We start from the raw sequence: 20,120 nt of genomic DNA, 5'->3' as shown, positions 1-20,120 counted from the left end.
GGCTCGCGCCGCGCTCAGCGCACGAGTCTGTCGAGGCGGATCGGCAGGTCGCGGACACGGACGCCGGTGGCGTGGTACACCGCGTTCGCGACGGCCGCCGCGGTGCCGACGATGCCGATCTCCCCGATGCCCTTGGCCCCCATCGGGTTGAGGTGCGGGTCGTCCTCCTCGATCCAGACCGCCTCGACGTCCCTCACGTCGGCGCAGGCGGCGATGTGGTACTGGGCGAAGTCGTGGTTGAGGTAGTCGCCGAACTCCCGGTCCATGACGCTCTCCTCGAACAGCGCCATCGACAGGCCCATGGTCATGCCGCCGATGAACTGCGAGCGCGCGGTCTTCGGGTTGACGATCCGGCCCGCGGCGAACACACCGAGCAGCCGCAGCACCCGCGTCTCCCCCGTGTCGGGGTCCACGCCGACCTCGGCGAACTGGGCGCCGAAGGCGTGCTGGGCGAAGCGTCTTTTCGCGCCGACCTCCCGCGCGGTGTCGGCGGAGACCTCGAGCCCTTCCTCCGGTACCTCGCCGCCCCGCCGGTCCAGCTCCTCGGTCAGCGCCTCGCAGGCCCTGACCACGGCTGTGCCCCACGAGGCCGTGCCCATGGAACCGCCCGCGACCGAGGCGTCGGGCAGCGCGCTGTCGCCGATCTCCACGCTGATCCGCTCCGGTGAGGCGCGCAGCGTGTCGGCGGCGATCTGGGTCAGGACGGTCCTGGCGCCCGTGCCGATGTCCGTGGCGGCGATCCGCACGCTGAACGTGCCGTCCCACTCGGCGCGGGCGGTGGCCCTGGAGGGGACGCGGTACACCGGATAGGTGGACGCCGCGACGCCGGTGCCGACCAGCAGGCCGTCCCTGCGCCTGATCCCCGGCGCGGGGTCGCGCTCCGCCCAGCCGAACCTGCGCGCGCCCTCGCGCAGGCAGGCGACGAGGTTGCGGGAGCTGAACGGCAGGCCGCTCTCCGGGTCGGCGTCGGGCTCGTTGCGGACGCGCAGCTCGACCGGGTCGACTCCGCAGGCGACGGCCAGCTCGTCCAGCGCCGACTCCAGGGCGAACATGCCGGGGGTCTCCCCCGGGGCGCGCATCCAGGAGGGGGTGGGGACGTCGAGCCTGACCAGCCTGTGGGTGGTGCGCCGGTTGGGCGCGGCGTACATCATCCGGGTCGGCGTGGCGGTCTGCTCGGCGAACTCCCTGATCCTGGAGCTCTGCTCGAACGCGTCGTGGACGATCACACTCAACCGTCCCTCCGTGTCCGCGCCGAGCCGTACCCGCTGGATCGTCGGGGTGCGGTAGCCGGTCACCGCGAACATCTGCTGGCGGGTGACCGCGAGCTTGACGGGCCGTCCCGCGTGCTTGGCGGCGAGCGCGGCGAGCACGACCGGCGACAGGGGCATGCCCTTCGACCCGAAGCCCCCGCCGACGTGCGGGGAGACCACCCGGACGTTGCCCGGCGGCAGGCCGAACAGCGGCGCGACGGTGTCGCGGACCGAGGAGGCGCCCTGGGTCGAGTCGTAGAGGGTCAGCCCGTCGCCGTCCCACACGGCGACCGTCGCGTGCGGCTCCATCGGGTTGTTGTGCTCGGCGGGCGTGCTGTAGATCTCGTCGACCACGACCTGGGCCTCGGCGAGGGCGGCGTCGGGCTCGCCCTGCTCGGTGTCCGCGGGGTAGGCGGGGTTGACTCGCTCGGGGCGGTACATCTCCGGGTGGTCGGCGCGCAGCTCGACGTCGTGCTCCTCGACCTGGTAGTCCACCCGCAGTAGCCTGGCCGCCTCCCTGGCGTTCTCCAGCGTCTCCGCCACCACGACCGCGACGTACTGCCCCCGGTAGGCCACCTCTCGTGACTGGAGCACGGCCAGTTCGGCGTTCTCCGGGGGGGCCAGCCTGGGCGCGTTGCCGTGCCAGATGGCGGCGATCACACCGGGCAGCTTGACCGCGGCGTCGACGTCGACCGTGCGGATCTTCCCGCGCGCGACGGTCGCCTGCACGGGCACGGCGTAGGCGAGGTCGTCCGGGGAGTACTCGAAGGCGTATCTCGCCTGGCCCGTCACCTTCTCCAGGCCTTCGACCCGGTCCAGCGCCGAGCCGACGTACGGCGTGGCCTCACGCGCCGGCAGGGTCGTCGGCGGAGTCGTCGTGGTGCTCATGATGCCTCCGCGAGGTCGATGAGGGTGCGGACCAGCACGTTGCGGGCCAGGGGCACCTTGAACGCGTTGTCCGGCAGGGGACGCGCCGCGGCCAGCTCGGCGTCCACGGCGTCGGCGAACCCGGCCTCGGTGGCGGCGGAGCCGCGCAGCGCCGCCTCGGCCGTCTCGGCCCGCCACGGCACGTGGGCGACGCCGCCGAGCGCGATCCGGCAGTCGCGCACCACGCCGTCGGCCACGTCGAGCGCCACCGCGACCGAGACGACGGCGAACGCGAACGACGCCCTGTCCCTGACCTTGCGGTAACGCGACCTGGCCGCGAACGGCAGCGGAGGGACCTCGACGGCGGTGATCAGGTCGCCGGGGTCCAGCACGGTGTCGCGCTCGGGCTCGTCGCCGGGAAGCCGGTGCAGCCCGGGCATCGGCACGGTGCGAGGACCGTCGGCGCCCCGCACGTGGACGATCGCGCCGAGGGCGGTCAGCGCCACGGCCATGTCGGACGGGTGGGTGGCCACACAGCTCTCCGAGTGGCCGAGGATCGCCAGGTTGCGGTGGTCTCCCTCGCGGGCGGGGCAGCCGGTGCCCGGCAGCCGCTTGTTGCAGGGTTTGGTGACGTCCTGGAAGTAGGAGCAGCGGGTGCGCTGCAGCAGGTTGCCGCCGACGGTCGCCATGTTGCGGATCTGCCCCGAGGCCCCCGCGAGCACCGACTGGGCCAGCATCGGGTGGCGGCGCCGTACGAGGGGGTCGGCGGCCAGGTCGCTGTTGCGCACGCCCGCGCCGATCGTCAGGGTGCCGTCCGGCCCCTCCTCGACGGCGTCGGCGGAGAGCCTGCTGACGTCCACCAGGACCTCGGGGGAGACGACGCCGAGGCGCATCAGGTCGACCAGGTTCGTGCCGCCCGCGAGGTACATGGTGTTCGGCCGCTCGGCGGACGCGGTGACCGCCGACGGCGCGTCGGCGGGCCGCAGGTAGGCGAAGGGTCTCACCGCGCCACCTCCGTGATGGCCGCGACGATGTTGACGTAGGCGCCGCAGCGGCACAGGTTGCCGCTCATGCGCTCACGGATCTCGTCGTCGTCGAGCCTGATCCCGTCTCCGGGCGGAACGTCCCCGCCGGACGGGGTCCCTTCGTCCGGGGAGGTTCCGCCGCCCACGTCCGGGGTGACCGCGCTCGGCCACCCCGCCGCGGCCTCGGCCAGCATGCCGACCGCCGAGCAGAGCTGACCCGGCGTGCAGTAGCCGCACTGGAAGGCGTCGTGCTCGACGAACGCCGTCTGCAGCGGGTGCGGCCCGTCCTCCCCGGCCAGTCCCTCGACCGTGACGATCTCCCTGTCGTCCAGGGTCACCGTCAGCGTCAGGCAGGACTTCACCCGCCGCCCGTCGACCAGCACCGTGCACGCCCCGCACTGCCCGTGGTCGCACCCCTTCTTCGCCCCGGTCAGGCCGAGCCGCTCACGCAGGGTGTCCAGGAGCGTCTCCCGGGTGTCCACGGTGGTCGGGTGGCGGTCCCGGTTGACCGAAAGCAGAAGATCGACCGTGACCGGAGATGGCGCCGATGCCGATATGTCTGGTCCTGTGGTGTGCGCTTCGCCATTCACGGGCGCTCTCCTACCCACTCATCCGCCGCCCTTATCCCCGGGTTCGCCGACGAGCGTTTGACCGTAACAGCAGATGAGGCGTGATGCCGGTCCGGGCGTGGGGCGGCGCTCAGCCCGTCTCGGCGAGCGTCCGCTGCGCCACGGCGAAGGCGGCGTTCGCCGCCGGCACCCCGCAGTAGATCGCGGTCTGGAGCAGGACCTCCTTGATCTCCTCAGGGGTGAGCCCGTTGCGCAGCGCGGCGCGGACGTGCATGGCCAGCTCCTCCAGGTGCCCCCCGGCCACGAGCGCGGTCAGCGTGACACAGCTGCGGACGCGGCGGTCCAGGCCGGGGCGGTTCCAGATCTCGTCCCAGGCGTAGCGGGTGATGAGGTCCTGGAAGTCGCGGGTGAAGTCGGTGGTCGCGGCCGCCGCGCGGTCGACGTGCGCGTCGCCGAGGACCTGCCGCCGGGTCCGCGTTCCCCTGGCCGCGGCGTCGCCGCCGAGGTGGCGGACGATCGCGGCGGTGACCGTCGCGGCCTGCTCGACGTTCGCCAGGTGGGCGGCCTCGGGCACCACGGCGAGCAGCGCTCCGGCGATGCCCGTGGCCAGGGCGACGGCGTGGCCGACGGGCGTCGCGGGGTCGTCCGCGCCCGCCACGACCAGGGTCGGCGCGGTGATGGCGCCGAGCCCGCCGGTGAGGTCGTAGCCGGCGATGGCCTCGCAGCACGCCGCGTACGAGCCGGCGTCCGTGCCGTACGGCATCCGCAGCACCCTGGCGACGTCACCGGAGACGGCCGAGGCGGTCCTGTCTCCCCCGGGATCCCCCGTCCCCGGGACGCCTCCGCCGGGACCGCCGGCGCGGGCGTCTCCCCCCTCTGGGACGTCCCTCGCCTGGCACGAGGCGAACCACCGGCCCGGCAGGACGTCCGCGAGCGGCTTCATGCCGTCCCGTCGTACGGCCTCCGCGCGCTCCAGCCACGGTCCCGGCTCGCCGAAACGGGCGGAGCTGCAGCACAGCACCAGGTGGGTCACCCTGCCGGGGACCCGGGCGGCGACGGTGGCCGCGACCGCGCCGCCGAGGGAGATCCCCCCGATCGCGAACCTCTCCTCGCCGGTCAGCTCGCCGACCAGGTCGAGCACGGCGTCGGCCAGCAGGTCGAGGGTCGCCTCGGTGGCGGGGGCGGAGCCGCCGTGGCCCGGCAGGTCGTAGCGGAGCACCCGCCATGAGGCGGCCAGCGCCTCCAGCTGCGGGTCCCACACCTCCAGGGTGGTGCCCAGCGAGGGGCCGAGCACCAGGAGCGGCGCCCGCTCGGGGCCGTCGAGGCGGTGGGCGAGGCTCAGCCCCGGCCGGAGGGCCCGGTCCTTCGAGGACGGAGAGGGTGTCAAGGCTGCTCCCGGTAGGCGGTGAGGACACGGTCGATGAGGGCCTGCGCGGCCCCCAGGTAGTCGGCGGGGTCGAACACGTCAGCGGGGACCTCGCCCGCGAGCGCCTGCCTGAGCGGCCCGTCCTGAGCCGAGGCCAGGTCGACCCTGTCCCTGCCGAGCAGAGCGGCCAGGCGCTCGGAGACGATCCTGTCCCCGGTGAGGCCGACGTTCGCCCGCATCCGCCCGGGAAGGATCCGCAGTCCGCCGACCAGCTCCGCGGTGGTCTCCGCCGCCCCCGCGGTCAGCCGCAGGCACTCGCGCAGGGGGTGCCACTCGGCCTGCCACGCGCCCGCGGCCCGCTCGTGCTCGGCGAGCTGCGCGGAGGTCAGGAGCTGCGCGTACACCGGCACCTGGAGGGCGGCCGAGCGGACGAGCACCGACAGCGCGGGGTTGCGCTTGTGCGGCATCGCGGAGGACTGTCCGGCCGAGGACTCGGCGACCTCGCCGACCTCGGTCTGCGACAGCATGATCACGTCGAGGGCCACCTTGCCGAGCGCGCCCGCAGTCTGCGCGAGGGCGGCTCCGAGCTCGGCGACGACCGACCGCTCGGCGTGCCAGGGCACCAGGGGTGCCTGAAGTCCGAGCTCCTCGGCGAACAGGTGGGACAGCTCCGGATCCCCGCCGAGGGCCGCCAGGGTCCCCGCGGCCCCGCCCAGCTGGGCGGGCAGACGCAGCCCCCGCAGCCGGTCCCTGGCGTGGAGCAGGCCCGCCAGCCAGTCGGCGGCGCGGAGGCCGAACGTGGTGGGCACGGCGTGCTGCCCGAGCGTCCTGGCGGCCATCAGGGTGTGCCGGTGGGTCTCGGCCAGCCCGGCGAGCGTGCCCATGGCCCGTTCCAGCTCCGACAGGGTGATCCCGACCGCCTCGCGGGAGACCAGCATCGCGGCGCTGTCGAGGATGTCCTGGCTGGTGGCTCCCCGGTGGACGTGTTTGGCCGCCTCGGGGTCCCGCGCGGCCACGGCCCGTCTCAGCTCGGCGACCAGCGGCACGACGGGGTTGGCCGCCTGTCTGGCCCGCCTGGCGAGGTCCGCCGGGTCCACCGTGATCGTCTCCGTCACCCGGCCGATCACGCGGGCGGCGTCCTGCGGCGCCGCTCCGGCTCGCGCCTGGGCGCGGGCCAGGGCCGCCTCCGCCGCCAGCATGGCCCGCAGCCAGGCGTGGTCGGAGGTGGCGGCCTCGGCGGCGGTGCCCGCCCTGACGGGGGCGAGCAGCCCGGTGTCGGGACTCGCGGGGCCTTCGCCGGAAGCCGTGGCGGCGGCGCCGGAACTCTCAGAACTCAAGGAAGACCGTCTCCTTCTCACCCTGGAGCCTGACGTCGAACCGGTAGCCCTCGCCGTCGGGCTCGGCGATCAGGGTCGCCCTGCGGGCCGGGTCAAGGGCGTCGAGCAGCGGGTCGGGGCCGTCCTGAAGGTAGACGCGGGTCGCCACGGAGCGCAGCAGCCCCCTGGCGAAGACCAGCAGCGCGAGGTACGGCCCCGGCGGCCTGGCGGTGCGGAAACGGTAGACCCCGTCCTGCGTGGTCGGGCAGCGCCCGAACCCCGAGACGCCCGGCCCTCCCCTGCCGAGCGCGCCCCGGGTGCCGGTGCTGCCGAGCCACAGTTCCAGCAGGGCGTCGGGCACGGGCTCGCCGGCTCCGTCCAGCACCCGGCCGGTGATGGTGATCGCCCCCGGATGGCCTTCGGGGACCAGGTCGGGACCGCCGCCGTACGGCAGCGCGTAGCCGAAGAAGGGCCCGACGGTCTGGGACGGAGTGACGGCGACCGCGGTGGGCGGCGCCCCCTCCGCGGGCAGGAGAACGGTCATGACTCCTCCGTCGGAGTACGGCCGAGCACGATGTCGAACCGGTAGCCGAGCGCCCACTCGGGCACGGTCGTCTCCAGGTCGAAGCGGGAGACGAGCCGTTCGCGGGCCGCGGGGTCGGGGATGGACTGGAAGATCGGGTCGTAGGGGAACAGCGGGTCCCCGGGGAAGTACATCTGGGTGACGAGGCGCTGGGTGAAGGCGGTGCCGAAGACCGAGAAGTGGATGTGCGCGGGCCGCCACGCGTTGTGGTGGTTGCGCCACGGGTAGGCGCCCGGCTTGATGGAGACGAACCGGTAACGCCCCTCCTCGTCGGTCAGGCAGCGTCCCGCGCCGGTGAAGTTCGGGTCGAGCGGCGCCGGGTGCCGGTCGCCCTCGTGCGCGTAACGTCCCGCGGCGTTCGCCTGCCAGATCTCCAGCAGAGTGCCGGGGACCGGGCGGCCCGCCGCGTCCAGGACCCTGCCGGTGACGACGATCCGCTCGCCGATCGGCTCGCCCGCGTGGTGGCGGGTCAGGTCGGCGTCCAGCGCGCCGAGCTCGTCGTGCCCGAAGACCGGGCCGGTCAGCTCGATGGCGTCGGGGTCTGCGGCGAACACGACGGGCGGCTGGGAGGGGGCGCGCAGGACGCTGCTGCGGTAGTCGGGGCTGAGGTAGGGAGGATGGGTCCCCACGATCTTCGTCATTCGTTCGCCTTTCGCGCCCGCGGCGCCTCGGGGATGGGGTCGGCGAGGTCGCGCTCGTACGGCAGGCCGACGTAGTTCTCCGCCAGCGTGGTCGCGGCGGCCTCCGAGGAGGTCACGTAGTCCAGGTGCGAGACCTGCAACCGCCGCGCGTAGGCGTCGTCGGAGTCGAAGGTGTGCAGCAGCGTCGTCATCCACCAGGAGAAGTGCTGCGCCCGCCACACCCGCCTCAGGCAGGTGTCGGAGTAGTCGTCGAGCAGGCCGGTGGAGCCCGTGGCGTACCAGTGCGTCAGCGCCTCGGTCAGCACCCGGACGTCGGCGACCGCGAGGTTGAGCCCCTTCGCCCCGGTCGGGGGGACGATGTGCGCGGCGTCGCCCGCCAGGAACAACCTGCCGTGCCGCATGGGTTCGGCCACGAAGCCGCGCATGGGTGTGACGCCCTTCTCGAGGATCTCCCCGGTGGCCAGCGTGAAGCCGGGCACCGTCTCGAGACGGGTGCGCAGCTCCGCCCAGATCCGCTCGTCCGGCCAGTCTACGATGTCCTCCCCCGCGGGAACCTGCAGGTAGAAGCGGCTGACCTCCGGCGAGCGCATGCTGTGCAGGGCGAAGCCCCGCTCGGTCCGCGCGTAGATCAGCTCCTCGGCGGACGGTCTGACGCGGGCCAGGACGCCGAGCCACGCGAACGGGTAGTCCCGCTCGTGGACGGTGAGCACGCCTTCGGGGATCGAGGAGCGGGACACGCCGTGGAAGCCGTCGCAGCCCGCGATGACGTCGCAGTCCAGCCGCTCGCCGCCGAAGGAGAGGTGGGGCCGGTCGGTGTCGGCGTCGTGGACGGTCACGTCGTCCACCTCGAAGCGGACGTCCCCGCCCGCGGCGAGGCGGGCCGCGACGAGGTCCTTGACGACCTCCTGCTGGCCGTAGACCGTGACGGTCCGTCCGGGGACCAGCCGCTCGAAGGGCACGCGGTGGCCGGCGCCGCCGTAGCGCAGCTCGATGCCCCGGTGGACGAGCCCCTCCCTCCGGAGACGTTCGCCGACCCCCGCCGCGACGAGGGTCTCGACCGTTCCCTGCTCCAGGACTCCCGCCCGCACCCGTCGCTCCACGTGCTCACGACTGCGTCGTTCCAGCACGACGGAGTCGATGCCGCGCAGGTGGAGCAGGTGGGAGAGCAGAAGACCCGCGGGCCCCGCTCCGATGATCCCGACCTGAGTTCGCATGGGGAGAGCATGGTGGACCTTGGCGGGAAAACCGAGCCCGACCTTCCGCTCAGCGGAAGGTACGGGCAGGATTCTCCTTGGGGGCACGTGCGAAGGGCCTCCGGGGAGGGCGGAGGCCTTCGCCGGGGGCGGTCGCCTGCGAGCACACGGGGAGGTGGAGGATCTCCCCGGGCACGTGCGAACGGTCCTTTGGGAGGCGGACGATGGCCGGTGGTTCACGGGAGCCGGGACGGTCGGTGACGTCGAAGGCCCTGGCCATCCTGGGCGCCTTCGACGCCGAGCATCGCCAGCTCAGTCTCGCTGACATCGCCCGCCGCAGCGGGGTCGCACTGACGACCGCGCATCGGCTGGTCGGCGAGCTCGAGGCCTGGCAGGCGCTGAGCCGTACGGCCGACGGGCGGCTGCGGATCGGCCTGCGGCTGTGGGAGCTCGGCCAGCTGGCCCCGAGCAGGTTGCAGGACGTCGCCCACCCGTGGCTGCAGGAGCTGTTCGGCGACACCGGCGAGAACGTCCACCTGGCCGTCCGTGACGGCCTGGAGGTGCTCTACGTCGACAAGGTGCACAGCAGGCGGGCCGTGCCGCTCGTCTCCCGGACCGGCGGCCGGCTGCCCATGCACCCCACGGGCGTGGGCAAGGCCCTGCTGGCCCACGAGCCCGAGTGGTTCGTGGACTCTTACCTGGCGCGCAAGCTGGAGCGGCCGACCCCGCACACGATCACCGAGCCCGGGCGGCTCGCCCGCGAGCTCGCCTCGGTGCGCACCCAGGGCTACGCGCTCACCTTCGAGGAGATGACGCTGGGATCGTGCTCGGCGGCCGCGCCGGTCGTCGTCGACGGCAGGGCGGTCGCCGCCGTCGGAGTGGTCGTCTCGTCCCGGCGGGCCAGGGAGCTGCACCGCCTGGTCGACCCGCTGCTGACCGTGGCCGCCCAGATCGCGCGCGCGTACACCGAGTCGCGGACCGTCTAGTCGTCCCGGCGGGAGACGCCCACCGGGTCGGGCCGTGCGCTACTCGCCGAGAGGCAGGCCGTTCCCCGCGGACAGGCGGAGCAGGAGCAGGGCGATGTCGTCGCTGCGGTGGCTGGTCTGCTGCGCGTGTTTGATCAGGGTCTCCGCCACCTCCTCGAGGGGCCGGTCGCCGGCGCGGGCCAGTTCCGCGCCGAGGTCGGCCAGGGCGTCGTCGATGTCGACGCCGGGGGTCTCGACCAGGCCGTCGGTGTAGAGGGCGAGGACTGCGCCGGACGGCAGGGGGATCTCCGTGTGCGGGTACTCCACCGAGTGGTCGACGCCCAGCAGCAGGCCACCGGGCGCCTCGACCACCCGCACCTGCCCGTCCGGGTGGCGCAGCAGGGGCTGGGGGTGGCCCGCGCGGGCCAGGCAGCCGACGTTGCGGCGCAGGTCGATCCTGAGGTAGACGCAGCTGGCGAACAGACCGGGGTCCAGGTCGACCAGGAGGTGGTTGGTGCGGGAGAGGACCTCTCCGGGGTCGGCGCCCGCGGTCGCGTACGCGCGGACCGCGGTGCGCACCTCTCCCATGAGCGCCGCGGCGGTGACGTTGTGTCCCTGGACGTCTCCGACGACGGCGGCGACGGTGTCCTCGTCGAGCCGGATGACGTCGTAGAAGTCGCCGCCGATGTCCATGCCCTCCGTTCCCGGCAGGTAGCGGGCGGCGGCGCTCAGGCCCGGCAGCTGGGGAAGGGCGTGCGGCAGCAGGCTCTTCTGCAGGGCGTGGGCGAGTTCCAGCTTGGCGTCGTACAGGCGGGCGCGGTCGAGCGCCTGGGCGATCAGGCCGCCGAGCGAGGTCAGCAGGGCGCGTTCCTCGACGGTGAAGCGGTGCGGCCTGGCGAAGGCGAGCACGCAGGTGCCGATGGACCGCCCGGAGGCGATCAACGGCAGGAACGCCCACGCGGCCATCCCGTCGTCCCGGGCGATGGCCGGGCTGTGGACCGCGTCCAGCTCCTCCTGGGAGCCGAAGAAGCTGGGCACCCCGGTGACCATGGTCCGCACGCTCGGCACCGGGGAGGTGAGCGGAAGACCGTCGTAGTGTTCCCTGAGGTGGGGCGGGTAGCCCCGGTCGCCGACGACGCTCATCCTGCCGTCCTCGGTGACCATCAGGGCCATGCCGTCGCCGCCGAAGGCCGGCATGAGGCGGTCGGCGACCAGGTCGACCACGTCCTGCACGCTGGCGGCCTTGGTCAGCGTGCTGGCCAGGTGGAGGATGTGGTAAAGGGCTCCGACCCTGGTGGGGAGCGGCAGGTCGGTCTCCAGGGCGGGGACGGGGGGATCGGCCGACAAGGTGGGGGCCGGGATGTCGGCGGCCTCGACCTCCGCCGGGGTGATGCGCACGGTGACGCCGCTCTCCGCCGGGTACAGCTCGAAGGAGAGCCAGCGGTTCGGGGGGCGCAACGCGACGAAGGAGGTGGGCTGCTGGCTGATCATCGCCGCGCGGTGGCGGTCCTCGTAGACCGGGTCGTCCAGCCAGGGCACCGCCGTCCAGAGCGGGGAGCCGACCAACCGGCCGGAGAGCACCCCCAGCAGCTCCGACGCCCTCGGGGTGACGAAGGTGATGCGGCCGGTGAGGTCCAGGCCGCACACCCCCTCCGGCAGGCGCGCCGTCACCGCCTCGAGCACCTCGGCGGGCTGCATGCTGGGGGCGGTCACCACCCGCGGCGCCAGCCCCGGGCGCAGCCTGCGCCCCTCCTTGTCGGCCTCCTCCAGCCCCTTGGCCATCTCCGCGGCGGCGGCCGTGAGACGGTCGCGCTCGACCGAGGACAGCTCGCAGGGGTGCGTGCCCGACCACAGCGCGAACATGCTGCCGTAGACGGTCTCGGTCCCGATCAGCGGCACCGCGGCGAGCGCGAACTCGTAGGGCATGACGAGCGCGGCTCCCGGGTAGTCGCGGGCCATCTCCTTCTCGTCGCCCACCCACACCAGCCGCTCCTGCCGTATCGCGTCGGCGATCGGGACGGGCGTGGCCAGGCTCATCCTCTCCCAGGGCCGGATGAAGTCGCGGGGAGCCCCTTTCATCACCGCCAGTTCCAGCACCTGCGCGTCCGGCGCCAGCAGGTAGACGGCTCCCAGGTGGGCGCCGACCTCCTCCAGGACTCTGACGAGATCCTCCGCCAGCGCGTCGAGGCCGCCCCTGCGGGAACGGCCGTCGAGGAAGGTGGAGGATTCCGGCACCGTCAGCGCCTCGTCTCCGGCAGGCGAACGCCGTACGGTCGCGCTTCTCCTACGGCCCCCGCCGCCGTGCGGCGGCGCGCCCGTCCCGAACGGGCGGATCGGGGTGGGGACTGCGCCACCAGACGGCATGACTTACTGCACATATTTGGACGATACTCTCCTTGACCAGGGGTTTTGGGCGACCTGCACCTCCAGACAAGCGTCCCGTTCGCTAAATTTGCGGTCTTATGGGGACGGTCTGATGAGGAGATGAGGGCTCCAACGACATTTCACGACCTCGCCTCAGGAGGACAGACCCGGCGCGGCTCACCCCATGGGTATCGTCGAAACGGAGCCGCCACGGAGGAAACACAAGATCGCAACTCCTTGTCTGACATGCCGTTCGATGAGATGTTTTAAGACGATCTTGTCATCGAGCTCAGGGGGTGCCCTTCGGCCATGGACGACCACACCGACGACCACACCGGCCATGTCGACTCCGCCGACCTGCCGAGACTGCCCTTCGACCGGGCCAACCCCCTTGAGGTCCCGCAGGCGTACCAGGCGCTGCGCGACCGCGAGCCGGTGGCCCGGGTGCGCACCCAGGCGGGCGACGTCGCCTGGCTGATCTCCGGATACGAGGAGGCCAGGGAGGCCTTCGCCGACCGGCGACTCGGCCGCGCGGCCCCCAACCCCGAGCGGGCGTCCAGGATCTCCAGCTCGGTGCTGTTCGGCGGCTCGCTCGGTGACGTCGAGACCGAGAAGGCCAACCACGAGCGGATGCGCAGGCTGCTCACCCCCGCCTTCTCCGCCCGCAGGATGAGCGCCCTCGGACCGCATGTGCAGGAGCTCGTCGACGGTCTGCTCGACCACATGGCGGAGCAGCCGCGCCCGGCCGACCTGCGGGCGGAGCTCTCCCTTCCGCTGCCCGTGCTGGTGATCTGCGAGCTGCTCGGCGTGCCGTACGCCGACCGCGACCACTTCAGGAAACTGGCCGACGAGATGACGGACCTGAGCGATCCGCAACGGGCCGGAGCCGCGATGGAGGGGCTGCGGGAGTACACCAGGGAGATCGTCGTCGCCAAGCGGAGGCATCCGGCGGAGGACGTGTTCTCCGACCTGGCGACCATGGACGCGCCCGACGACGAGATCGCCGTTCTCTCCGCGGGCCTGCTGTTCGCCGGGCACGAGACGACCCTCAACCAGATCGACTACGGCGTGCTCCTGCTGCTGACCAACCCGGCCCAGCGCGACGCGCTGGTCGCCGACCCGTCGCTGGCGGAGGCGGCGGTCGAGGAGATCCTGCGGATGGCGGCGCCGGGCAACCACGGCCTGCCCCGCTACGCCCAGGAGGACGTGGTCGTCGGCGGCGTGACGATCAAGCGCAACGAAGCGGTGATCATCCTCACGACGGCGGCCAACCGCGACGGACGGGCCTTCTCCGACCCCGAGCGTTTCGACATCGGCCGCGGCTTCGACGACCCGCACCTGGCCTTCGGCTACGCCGCCCGCTACTGCATCGGGGCGAGCCTCGCCAGAGTGGAGCTGCGGACGGTGTTCGGCACCCTGTTCCGCCGCTTCCCCACCCTGGCCCTCGCCGCCCCCGTCGAGGAGCTGACCGAGCGTCACGACACCCTCACCGGGGGCGTCACCCGCATCCCGGTCACGTGGTGACGCGGGCGCGCCGCTGAGACCGGCCTCCCGCCTGCCGGGGCCCGGCCGAAGTGGTCCTGACAGCCTGATCCCTGATCCGGCTGTCAGGACGGGCGGCGTCGTGCCCGCGGGGCCGGCGTCGGCGGCCTCAGACTCGGCCTCAGTCTCAGTCTCAGACTCGGCCTCGGCCTCGGCCTCGGTCTCGGAGGATCCCGGACGCGGGGCCGCCACGGTGCCAGAATCGCTTTCGTCGATCAATGGATCCAGTCCGTGACAGGGGCCTTCCTCATGTACTTCCAGCACTCGAGTGCGATCTGGTCAGAGCATCCGGACCTCGCCGCGGGCGCGGTCTTCGCCACGGGGATCGGCGGGGACGTCTCCGTCGACTCCCGGATCGCGAAGTTCTGCGCCCTCGCCGAAGCCCGGCTCGCGACGAGTTCGGAGAGCGAGTTCCCCGAGATACAGGCGTGGCGGCGCACCTTCTCGAAGATGGGCCTCAAACCCACCCAGTACCGATGCGCCTCGGAGTCGCTGCTGCGGCGCTTCAGGAAGGAGCGGTCCCTGCCGCGCATCCACCCCCTGATCGACCTCTGCAACGCGATCTCGCTCGCGTTCGCGATCCCGGTGGCCGTCTTCGACGTCGCCGACGTCACCGCGAGCCTGGAGGTCAGGCACGCCCACGGCGACGAGGACTACCTGACCTTCTCCGGCGAGCACGAGAACCCCGACGCGAACGAGGTGATCTTCGCTGACGCCGCGGGACGGGCGCACGCCCGGCGGTGGACCAACCGGCAGAGCGGCCTGTCCGCCGTCAGGGACACGACCGCCACCGTCCTGATCGTCGCCGAGGCGATGCACGCCTCCGCGGCGGCCGACGTCTCCGAGCTCACGGCCACGGTCGCGGACGAGCTGGCCGGCGTCTGGCCGGTCATCACCAAGAGCGCGACGCTGAGCCCGTCCACACCGCGTTTCGACCTCCCGCTGTGACATCCCCCGACGGGGGCGTCACCGAGTCTCCGCACTCCGGGGAGAGCCGCACGGAGCGCGGAGGGCGGGCGAGACCGACGCGCGCGGGCGGCGCCCGCGTCCGGTGATCCGCGAAGCAGGGCTCAGCGAGGCCTCCGGCAGCGGCGGTGGATCTCGTCGAGGCGTTCGGTCAGCCCGCTGCGGTCGAGATGCTCCAGCAGCGGCACCGCGACCCTGCGGCTGGTGCCCAGGACCTGCCTCGCCTGGCTGACCGTGAAGGGCTGGGGCAGCTCGGCCAGCAGCCGCGCCGCCGTGACGTCCGCGCCGGGCAGCAGCACGATCCCGTCGGCCACCCGCAGCAGCGCCCCCGCGCGTACGGCGGCGGCCAGCTCCCTGGGCCCCAGCCCCAGCTCCGCGAGCCGTCCCGCCTCGGGCGCGAGGAAGGGGCAGGCGGCCAGCTCCGCGCCGAGCCGCCGGAGCGCGAGGGCGACCGGCGCGGGCAGGTCCCGGGACGTTCCGCTCACGATCCGCCCGTCCGTGACGGCCAGCGGCGGCCGTACGAGCGCGACGACCAACCGCCGATCCGGCAGTCCCAGCTCGTGGCGGGCCGCCTCGAGCGGCATGCCGGGCTCCAGCGGATGCCCGGCCGCGTACCTGGCCGCCGTCTCCGCCAGCCGCTCCCGCAGACGCGACCAGTACGCGGGGTCGGCGTGCCAGTCGCCGCACACGGGCCCGGTCACGGGGGCGCACCCCATGGCCCGCAGGTCACTCTCACGCAACAGCAGGTGCGTGCCCAGCAGCGAGACCGCGTCCGGCGCGGCCGCCGCCAGCTCGGCCGCGCGCTGCCGCGCCGCGCCCCTGCGGCGCAGCGCGGGAGGCCGCACGTCCAGGACGCGCGCCCCGGCGAGCACTCTGACCTCGCTCCTGTCCCTGCCGGGATCGCGCAGCAGCAGCACGTCGCCCACGTGCAACGGCAGTGCTCTGGCCAGGCGCAGCCGTACGACCAGGGCGTCGAGCGGCCTGACCTCGCACACGACGGCCGCGGAGCCGATGTGCGCGGTCAGCCTGCCCGGCAGGACGGCGTCCCCCGCGTCTGGCCGCGCGCGATCCTCCCGTCCGCGTCCACGGGCCGCGACCGGGGACAGGCGCGCGTCGACCAGGTCGGTCAGGGTCCAGGAGCCCGGCGTGAGGAGCGCCCCGCCCCGCTCGGGAAGGCCTCCGCCGCGGAGGTTCACCGCCACCCTGGCGACGCCGGTCACCGAGGCCACGGGTTCCTTCAGGCATTCGAGCGCCCGCACCCTGACAAGGCCGCCGTCGGAGGCGAGCTCGTCCCCGACGGCGATCCGGCCCGCGGGCAGCGTCCCGGTCACGACCGGGCCGCTGCCGCGCACGCTGAACGCGCGGTCGATCCAGAGTCGCACCGGGGCCTCGGGGTCGGGGGCGGGCAGCTTCGCGGCCAGCCGGTCCAGCGCCTGTCTCAGCTCGCCGAGGCCCTGTCCGGTGCGCCCGCTCACCGCCAGCGCCTCGACCTCGCCCAGGCTCCCTGCCGCCAGGCGGGCCCGGGCCCGTTCGGTCGCGGGCCCGGGTTCGGCGAGGTCCGCGCGGGTCACCACGAGCAGGCCGTGCCGTACCCCGAGGGCCTCCAGCGCCACCAGGTGCTCCTCGGACTGCGGCATCCAGCCCTCGTCGGCCGCGACCACGAACATGACGGCGGGCGCCGAGCCGACCCCCGCCAGCATGGTGCCGAGGAACCGTTCGTGCCCGGGGACGTCGACGAAGGCCAGCCGCTCGCCCGAGGGCAGGGTCGTCCAGGCGTGACCGAGCTCGATCGTCAGCCCTCTGCGCCGCTCCTCGGCCAGCCGGTCCGGCTCCATCCCGGTGAGCGCGCGCACCAGCGTGGACTTCCCGTGGTCGACGTGGCCCGCCGTGGCGACGACGTGCATCAGCCGACGGCTCCGAGGACGGCGCGGGTCACGTCGCCGTCCCTCTCCCCGGGGACGGCCCGCAGGTCGAGCAGAAGCCTTCCGCCCTCGATCCGGCCCACGACGGGCGGGTCGCCGGTCCGCAACGGCGCGGCGAGCAGCGTAGGCAGGCTCACCGCGGCGCTCCGCAGCGGCACGCCGGGGGCCCCGCCGCCGCCCACGGTGGCCTCACTCGGCACGGCCCTCGCGTCGACGCCCGCCTCGGACAGCCGCCTGGCGATCGCCTCGGCGCGTTCGCGCAGCGTCGCCGGGTCGGCGCGCAGTGCCTGGCGCACAGGGGGCGCGGGGCCGCGCAGCGTCGCCTCCAGCGCGGCCAGCGTCAACTTGTCCACCCGCAGTGCGCGGGCGAGCGGATGCCGCGCGCACCGCTCGACCAGCTCACGACGGCCCAGCAGCAGGCCCGCCTGCGGCCCGCCGAGCAGTTTGTCCGCGCTGGCGGTGACCAGGTCGGCTCCCGCGCCGAGCGTGGTCGCCGCGTCAGGCTCCTCCGGCAGCAGTGGCTCCCTGGTGAGCAGCCCTGAGCCGAGGTCGGCGACGACGGGCACCCCGAGCCCGGTCAGCTCGGCGACCTCGACGGATCCGGTGAAGCCCTCGATCCGGAAGTTCGACGGGTGCACCTTGAGCACGAACCCCGTCCGCTCCCCCACGGCCTCGGCGTAGTCCGCGTACGACGTGCGGTTGGTCGTGCCCACCTCGCGCAGCCTCGCGCCGGTCGAGACGAGCAGGTCGGGGATGCGGAAGCCGTCCCCGATCTCCACCAGCTCGCCCCTGCTGATCACGATCTCCCTGTCCGCGGCGAGCGCGGTGGCGACCAGCACGAGCGCGGCGGCGTTGTTGTTGACCACGTGCGCGGCCTCGGCCGCGGGCACGGCCCTGACGAGCGCGTCGAGGACTCCCCTGCCCCTGCGGGCCCTGACCCCGGCGGCCAGGTCGAACTCCACGTCGGTGCAGCCCGCCGCGGCGACGGGGGGCGCCGTCGCGGCCGCCGACAGGGGCGCCCTGCCGAGGTTGGTGTGGACGAGCACGCCGGTCATGTTGATCACAGGACGCAGGCTCGCGGCGTACGGCGGGAGCGCCGCGACGGCCGCGTCCGCGACCTCCTCCGGGCTGAGCCGGCCCTGCCGCGCCCGTAGCTGTGCCTGCGCCACCGCGTCCTTGACGACCCCCCGCCCGAGCCGTCCCTCCGCCGCGACCAGCCGAGGGTCGGCGAGCACGACGTCGGTGCGGGGCACGCGCCTGCGTGGGTCCATTCCTCGAACATAGAGCGCAGGAGGGCGGGAACCGAAACCGCCGGGCCGAGAGACGCCGTCGACGGCGTCCCGCGGGCGGCACTCGTCGGCCCCAGGGGGCGCGCGGGACACCGTCGCGGAAGGACGAGCAGCCCCCTGGCCTTCACGCGCACCCTTCTGACAATCTCACGGACTCCGTGTAACCGGTGGCTGAAAACCGTCGATCGCCGTCCGTTTTCCCGCTGTCCCGCGCATGATCCACAAAATTATGATTGGCCTTCCGGATCCGGATTCACGCGGCCATTCGAGGAGAAAGAAGCTGAGTCGATGATCCGACAGAACCGGCGGCGCACCGTGCGTGCGATCGTCGTGACCGCGCTGTTCGCCGTCGCTTCACTGACGGCTCCGGCGGACGCGACCGCGGAATCCGGGAAAGACGCGAACTGCGCCTTCATCGTCCACGGATCCCAGCCGGGGAGGGACGCCTCCCCGATAAGCAGGGCGTGCGGCGACACGGCGACCCTGAACGCGGCCAGCGCGGGAAAGACGTTGCTGGTGAGAGTGTACGAGCACGCCGGCTGGCGGGGAGGGCGGGCCGACATCTACGGCGACGACGGCCCCTGCGACCGGAAGGGGTACCTGATCGACGTCTCCGCCGTCGGCTGGGGTTACCGGATCAGCTCCTACCGGCTCTACGGCGCCTGCCACTGGTCCCACTACAGCGACATCGTGAACAACACGAGTTACGGGCAGATCGGCGACGTGGAGTACGTCGGCGACCGCTGGAACGACTTCGTCGCACTGCTGAAGGTCTGGTCGCGGGTGTGAGAGGACGCCCGCGACCCCGTCAGGGGAGCCCTGACCGCACGCGCGCACAGCCCACCCGAAACCCCAGTCCAAAAAGCCCAGAATTGGCTATGCCGACTTTCGCCTTGAATCGGCATAGTGACCCGTGAGCCCAGTGGGCTCCGCGCTCCCCTTCCGGCGCCCAGGCGCGATGGCAGGGGGAAGGGGAGCGACCCAATCTCGCGCGGAGCCCGGGCGTTCGCGAAAGGCGCGGGAGGGACAGGCCTTGACGGGACGCGGCATCCGTCTATTTTCTAAAAAGAAGCTTTCTTAACAGTGCGCCACCTTCGGGGGACCGTCCACGCACCAGCCAACATGCTGGAGGTCAGCACATGCACCTCAGAAAGCACGCCGCGGCCCTGTCCGCCACAGCTCTCCTCGCCGTCACCGCGCTCGTCGGCGCGGCCTCTCCCGCAAGCGCCTCCGCCGTCAACTGCTCGGTCGGCAGGTACGAGGGCACCCGCACCGCCTGGGCGCTCTGCACCGAGGGCTACGCCCGGTACGCCGTCCTCATCTACGTCACCCACCCCAACCCCAATTCCGGCATGGGCTCCTGGTACGAGGGAGGCCCCTGCGTATCCCTCGGACAGCTCTCCGAGTACACGCCCTCCCACAGCTACTCCTTCGTTGTGGCGAGCGTCATCCCCAACTGCTGACGTCGGCTCCGCACTCCGGTCCCCGCCGTGACGCCGAGCCGGCGGCGGGGGCCCCGATCGGGCCCCCGGCCGAAGGTCAGTAGTCGAGACTCGGGAACCAGTCGCCCCGGCCGTGAGGAGTGAGGTCGAGGAGGTGCCAGACGGGGGCGAGGAGGTCGATGCCACGCTGGGCGATGTCGTCGGCCATGCGGGGGTGGGTGGAGTAGAAGTAACGGACCACGCCGTCGCCGTCGCGGGTGAAGACGGAGATGGTGGAGTCCTGTTCGCCGTCCTTGTCCTCGCTGCCGAGGTCGTACTTGAAGGTGCTGTCGCCGCAGCTCAGCAGCCGCAGCCGGTGCCAGCCGCGGTTGCGGGCGTGCCGCCGCAGGGCGGGCGGGTCAGCGGCCGCGGCGACGGCGAAGTCGGCGTTCCGGGCGACGTGGTGGGCGATGCCGTTGAAGCCGTCGATCCACAGGGTGCACATGGGACACGGGTCGGTCTGCAGCTTGCCGTACATGAGGTGGTAGACGATCAGCGGGCGGTCCGGCGCGGTGAAGAGCTCCCTGAGGGAGACCTCGCGGACCGGCGCGTCGCCCGTCTCGAGGTCGGCGGGGCCCTCGAGGAAGACGTAGTCGTCGACGGGCGGCCCCTGAGGGAGCGCCCGCCGCTGGGCCGCGACTTCTTCCCGGTGGCGCATGAGGTCGATCTCGGCCAGGCGGAGCTCCTCGCGGGCGGCGAGGTACTCCGCCGACTCGCCGGCCAGTCTTGTCTGCCGCATGGCGTCCTCCTGGGGTGACGATCACCCGGTCCGGATCCCCTG

At 73.1% G+C, this 20,120-nt stretch carries 17 protein-coding genes; 5 read left to right on the top strand and 12 right to left on the bottom strand.

Annotated features, from left to right (window positions below; genetic code table 11):
• Positions 1 to 14: 14 nt before the first annotated feature.
• The 8 genes from PKF00_RS27690 to pobA all read right to left on the bottom strand — a co-directional run bounded on the left by PKF00_RS27690 (position 15) and on the right by pobA (position 8,831).
• Positions 15 to 2,138 (bottom strand): xanthine dehydrogenase family protein molybdopterin-binding subunit, encoded by a 2,124-nt coding sequence (locus tag PKF00_RS27690; protein WP_271220584.1) that lies wholly within the window; start codon positions 2,136 to 2,138, stop codon positions 15 to 17.
• Positions 2,135 to 3,121, bottom strand: coding sequence for an FAD binding domain-containing protein (locus tag PKF00_RS27685; protein ID WP_271220583.1), 987 nt, complete (start codon positions 3,119 to 3,121; stop codon positions 2,135 to 2,137). Before PKF00_RS27685 ends, PKF00_RS27690 begins: the two co-directional genes overlap by 4 nt.
• A complete protein-coding gene (locus tag PKF00_RS27680) occupies positions 3,118 to 3,624 on the bottom strand; it encodes a (2Fe-2S)-binding protein (RefSeq protein WP_425582154.1) in 507 nt (168 codons plus the stop codon). The genes PKF00_RS27685 and PKF00_RS27680 overlap by 4 nt, the downstream gene beginning before the upstream one ends.
• Positions 3,625 to 3,841: 217 nt before the next feature.
• A complete protein-coding gene (gene pcaC, locus PKF00_RS27675; protein ID WP_271220582.1) occupies positions 3,842 to 5,098 on the bottom strand; it encodes a 4-carboxymuconolactone decarboxylase in 1,257 nt (418 codons plus the stop codon).
• The gene (pcaB, locus tag PKF00_RS27670) at positions 5,095 to 6,414 is read right to left on the bottom strand and encodes a 3-carboxy-cis,cis-muconate cycloisomerase (protein ID WP_271220581.1); all 1,320 of its coding nucleotides are present in this window, start codon (positions 6,412 to 6,414) and stop codon (positions 5,095 to 5,097) included. The genes pcaC and pcaB overlap by 4 nt, the downstream gene beginning before the upstream one ends.
• The gene (locus tag PKF00_RS27665; RefSeq protein ID WP_271220580.1) at positions 6,404 to 6,937 is read right to left on the bottom strand and encodes a dioxygenase family protein; all 534 of its coding nucleotides are present in this window, start codon (positions 6,935 to 6,937) and stop codon (positions 6,404 to 6,406) included. The genes pcaB and PKF00_RS27665 overlap by 11 nt, the downstream gene beginning before the upstream one ends.
• A complete protein-coding gene (gene pcaH / locus PKF00_RS27660) occupies positions 6,934 to 7,617 on the bottom strand; it encodes a protocatechuate 3,4-dioxygenase subunit beta (RefSeq protein WP_271220579.1) in 684 nt (227 codons plus the stop codon). The genes PKF00_RS27665 and pcaH overlap by 4 nt, the downstream gene beginning before the upstream one ends.
• The gene (pobA, locus tag PKF00_RS27655) at positions 7,614 to 8,831 is read right to left on the bottom strand and encodes a 4-hydroxybenzoate 3-monooxygenase (protein ID WP_271220578.1); all 1,218 of its coding nucleotides are present in this window, start codon (positions 8,829 to 8,831) and stop codon (positions 7,614 to 7,616) included. The genes pcaH and pobA overlap by 4 nt, the downstream gene beginning before the upstream one ends.
• Before the next feature lie 203 nt (positions 8,832 to 9,034).
• Here pobA and PKF00_RS27650 point away from each other — a divergent pair, with 203 nt between their 5' ends.
• Positions 9,035 to 9,796, top strand: a complete 762-nt coding sequence (locus tag PKF00_RS27650; RefSeq protein WP_271220577.1) for an IclR family transcriptional regulator — start codon at positions 9,035 to 9,037, stop codon at positions 9,794 to 9,796.
• 39 nt (positions 9,797 to 9,835) lie between these two features.
• On the opposite strand, the gene PKF00_RS27645 is transcribed toward PKF00_RS27650, so the two are convergent.
• On the bottom strand, positions 9,836 to 12,010 hold the full coding sequence (locus tag PKF00_RS27645; protein ID WP_271220576.1) for a SpoIIE family protein phosphatase: 2,175 nt from the start codon (positions 12,008 to 12,010) through the stop codon (positions 9,836 to 9,838).
• A gap of 438 nt (positions 12,011 to 12,448) precedes the next feature.
• On the opposite strand from PKF00_RS27645, the gene PKF00_RS27640 reads away from it, so the two are divergent.
• Together PKF00_RS27640 and PKF00_RS27635 are read left to right on the top strand one after the other, a co-directional pair.
• Complete coding sequence (locus PKF00_RS27640) at positions 12,449 to 13,663, top strand: cytochrome P450 (RefSeq protein WP_271220575.1); 1,215 nt, start codon at positions 12,449 to 12,451, stop codon at positions 13,661 to 13,663.
• A gap of 249 nt (positions 13,664 to 13,912) precedes the next feature.
• A complete protein-coding gene (locus PKF00_RS27635; RefSeq protein ID WP_271220574.1) occupies positions 13,913 to 14,629 on the top strand; it encodes a B3/B4 domain-containing protein in 717 nt (238 codons plus the stop codon).
• Positions 14,630 to 14,751: 122 nt separating this feature from the next.
• Here PKF00_RS27635 and PKF00_RS27630 read toward each other — a convergent pair whose 3' ends face one another.
• A complete protein-coding gene (locus tag PKF00_RS27630) occupies positions 14,752 to 16,551 on the bottom strand; it encodes a SelB domain-containing protein (RefSeq protein WP_271220573.1) in 1,800 nt (599 codons plus the stop codon).
• A complete protein-coding gene (selA, locus tag PKF00_RS27625; RefSeq protein WP_271220572.1) occupies positions 16,551 to 17,840 on the bottom strand; it encodes an L-seryl-tRNA(Sec) selenium transferase in 1,290 nt (429 codons plus the stop codon). Before selA ends, PKF00_RS27630 begins: the two co-directional genes overlap by 1 nt.
• Positions 17,841 to 18,146: 306 nt before the next feature.
• On the opposite strand from selA, the gene PKF00_RS27620 reads away from it, so the two are divergent.
• Both PKF00_RS27620 and PKF00_RS27615 read left to right on the top strand, forming a co-directional pair.
• Positions 18,147 to 18,647, top strand: a complete 501-nt coding sequence (locus PKF00_RS27620) for a hypothetical protein (RefSeq protein WP_271220571.1) — start codon at positions 18,147 to 18,149, stop codon at positions 18,645 to 18,647.
• Positions 18,648 to 18,997: 350 nt separating this feature from the next.
• Positions 18,998 to 19,321, top strand: a complete 324-nt coding sequence (locus tag PKF00_RS27615; RefSeq protein WP_271220570.1) for a hypothetical protein — start codon at positions 18,998 to 19,000, stop codon at positions 19,319 to 19,321.
• Positions 19,322 to 19,397: 76 nt separating this feature from the next.
• Here PKF00_RS27615 and PKF00_RS27610 read toward each other — a convergent pair whose 3' ends face one another.
• A complete protein-coding gene (locus tag PKF00_RS27610) occupies positions 19,398 to 20,078 on the bottom strand; it encodes a DUF899 family protein (protein ID WP_271220569.1) in 681 nt (226 codons plus the stop codon).
• Positions 20,079 to 20,120 lie beyond the last annotated feature (42 nt).

Source organism: Streptosporangium carneum, from assembly GCF_027922005.1.
GTDB classification, from domain to species: Bacteria; Actinomycetota; Actinomycetes; order Streptosporangiales; family Streptosporangiaceae; genus Streptosporangium; species Streptosporangium carneum.
Note: the sequence above shows the minus strand (reverse complement) of the source record. Positions and strands in the feature narration are given on the sequence as shown.

Excerpts from the sequence above, each read along its gene's own strand:
- PKF00_RS27665 (WP_271220580.1), bottom strand. The coding sequence starts at position 6,937 with ATGACCGTTCTCCTGCCCGCGGAGGGGGCGCCGCCCACCGCGGTCGCC.
- PKF00_RS27690 (WP_271220584.1), bottom strand. The coding sequence starts at position 2,138 with ATGAGCACCACGACGACTCCGCCGACGACCCTGCCGGCGCGTGAGGCC.
- selA (WP_271220572.1), bottom strand. The coding sequence starts at position 17,840 with ATGGACCCACGCAGGCGCGTGCCCCGCACCGACGTCGTGCTCGCCGAC.
- PKF00_RS27615 (WP_271220570.1), top strand. The coding sequence starts at position 18,998 with ATGCACCTCAGAAAGCACGCCGCGGCCCTGTCCGCCACAGCTCTCCTC.
- pcaH (WP_271220579.1), bottom strand. The coding sequence starts at position 7,617 with ATGACGAAGATCGTGGGGACCCATCCTCCCTACCTCAGCCCCGACTAC.
- PKF00_RS27630 (WP_271220573.1), bottom strand. The coding sequence starts at position 16,551 with ATGCACGTCGTCGCCACGGCGGGCCACGTCGACCACGGGAAGTCCACG.
- PKF00_RS27640 (WP_271220575.1), top strand. The coding sequence starts at position 12,449 with ATGGACGACCACACCGACGACCACACCGGCCATGTCGACTCCGCCGAC.
- PKF00_RS27650 (WP_271220577.1), top strand. The coding sequence starts at position 9,035 with ATGGCCGGTGGTTCACGGGAGCCGGGACGGTCGGTGACGTCGAAGGCC.
- PKF00_RS27610 (WP_271220569.1), bottom strand. The coding sequence starts at position 20,078 with ATGCGGCAGACAAGACTGGCCGGCGAGTCGGCGGAGTACCTCGCCGCC.
- pobA (WP_271220578.1), bottom strand. The coding sequence starts at position 8,831 with ATGCGAACTCAGGTCGGGATCATCGGAGCGGGGCCCGCGGGTCTTCTG.
- PKF00_RS27620 (WP_271220571.1), top strand. The coding sequence starts at position 18,147 with ATGATCCGACAGAACCGGCGGCGCACCGTGCGTGCGATCGTCGTGACC.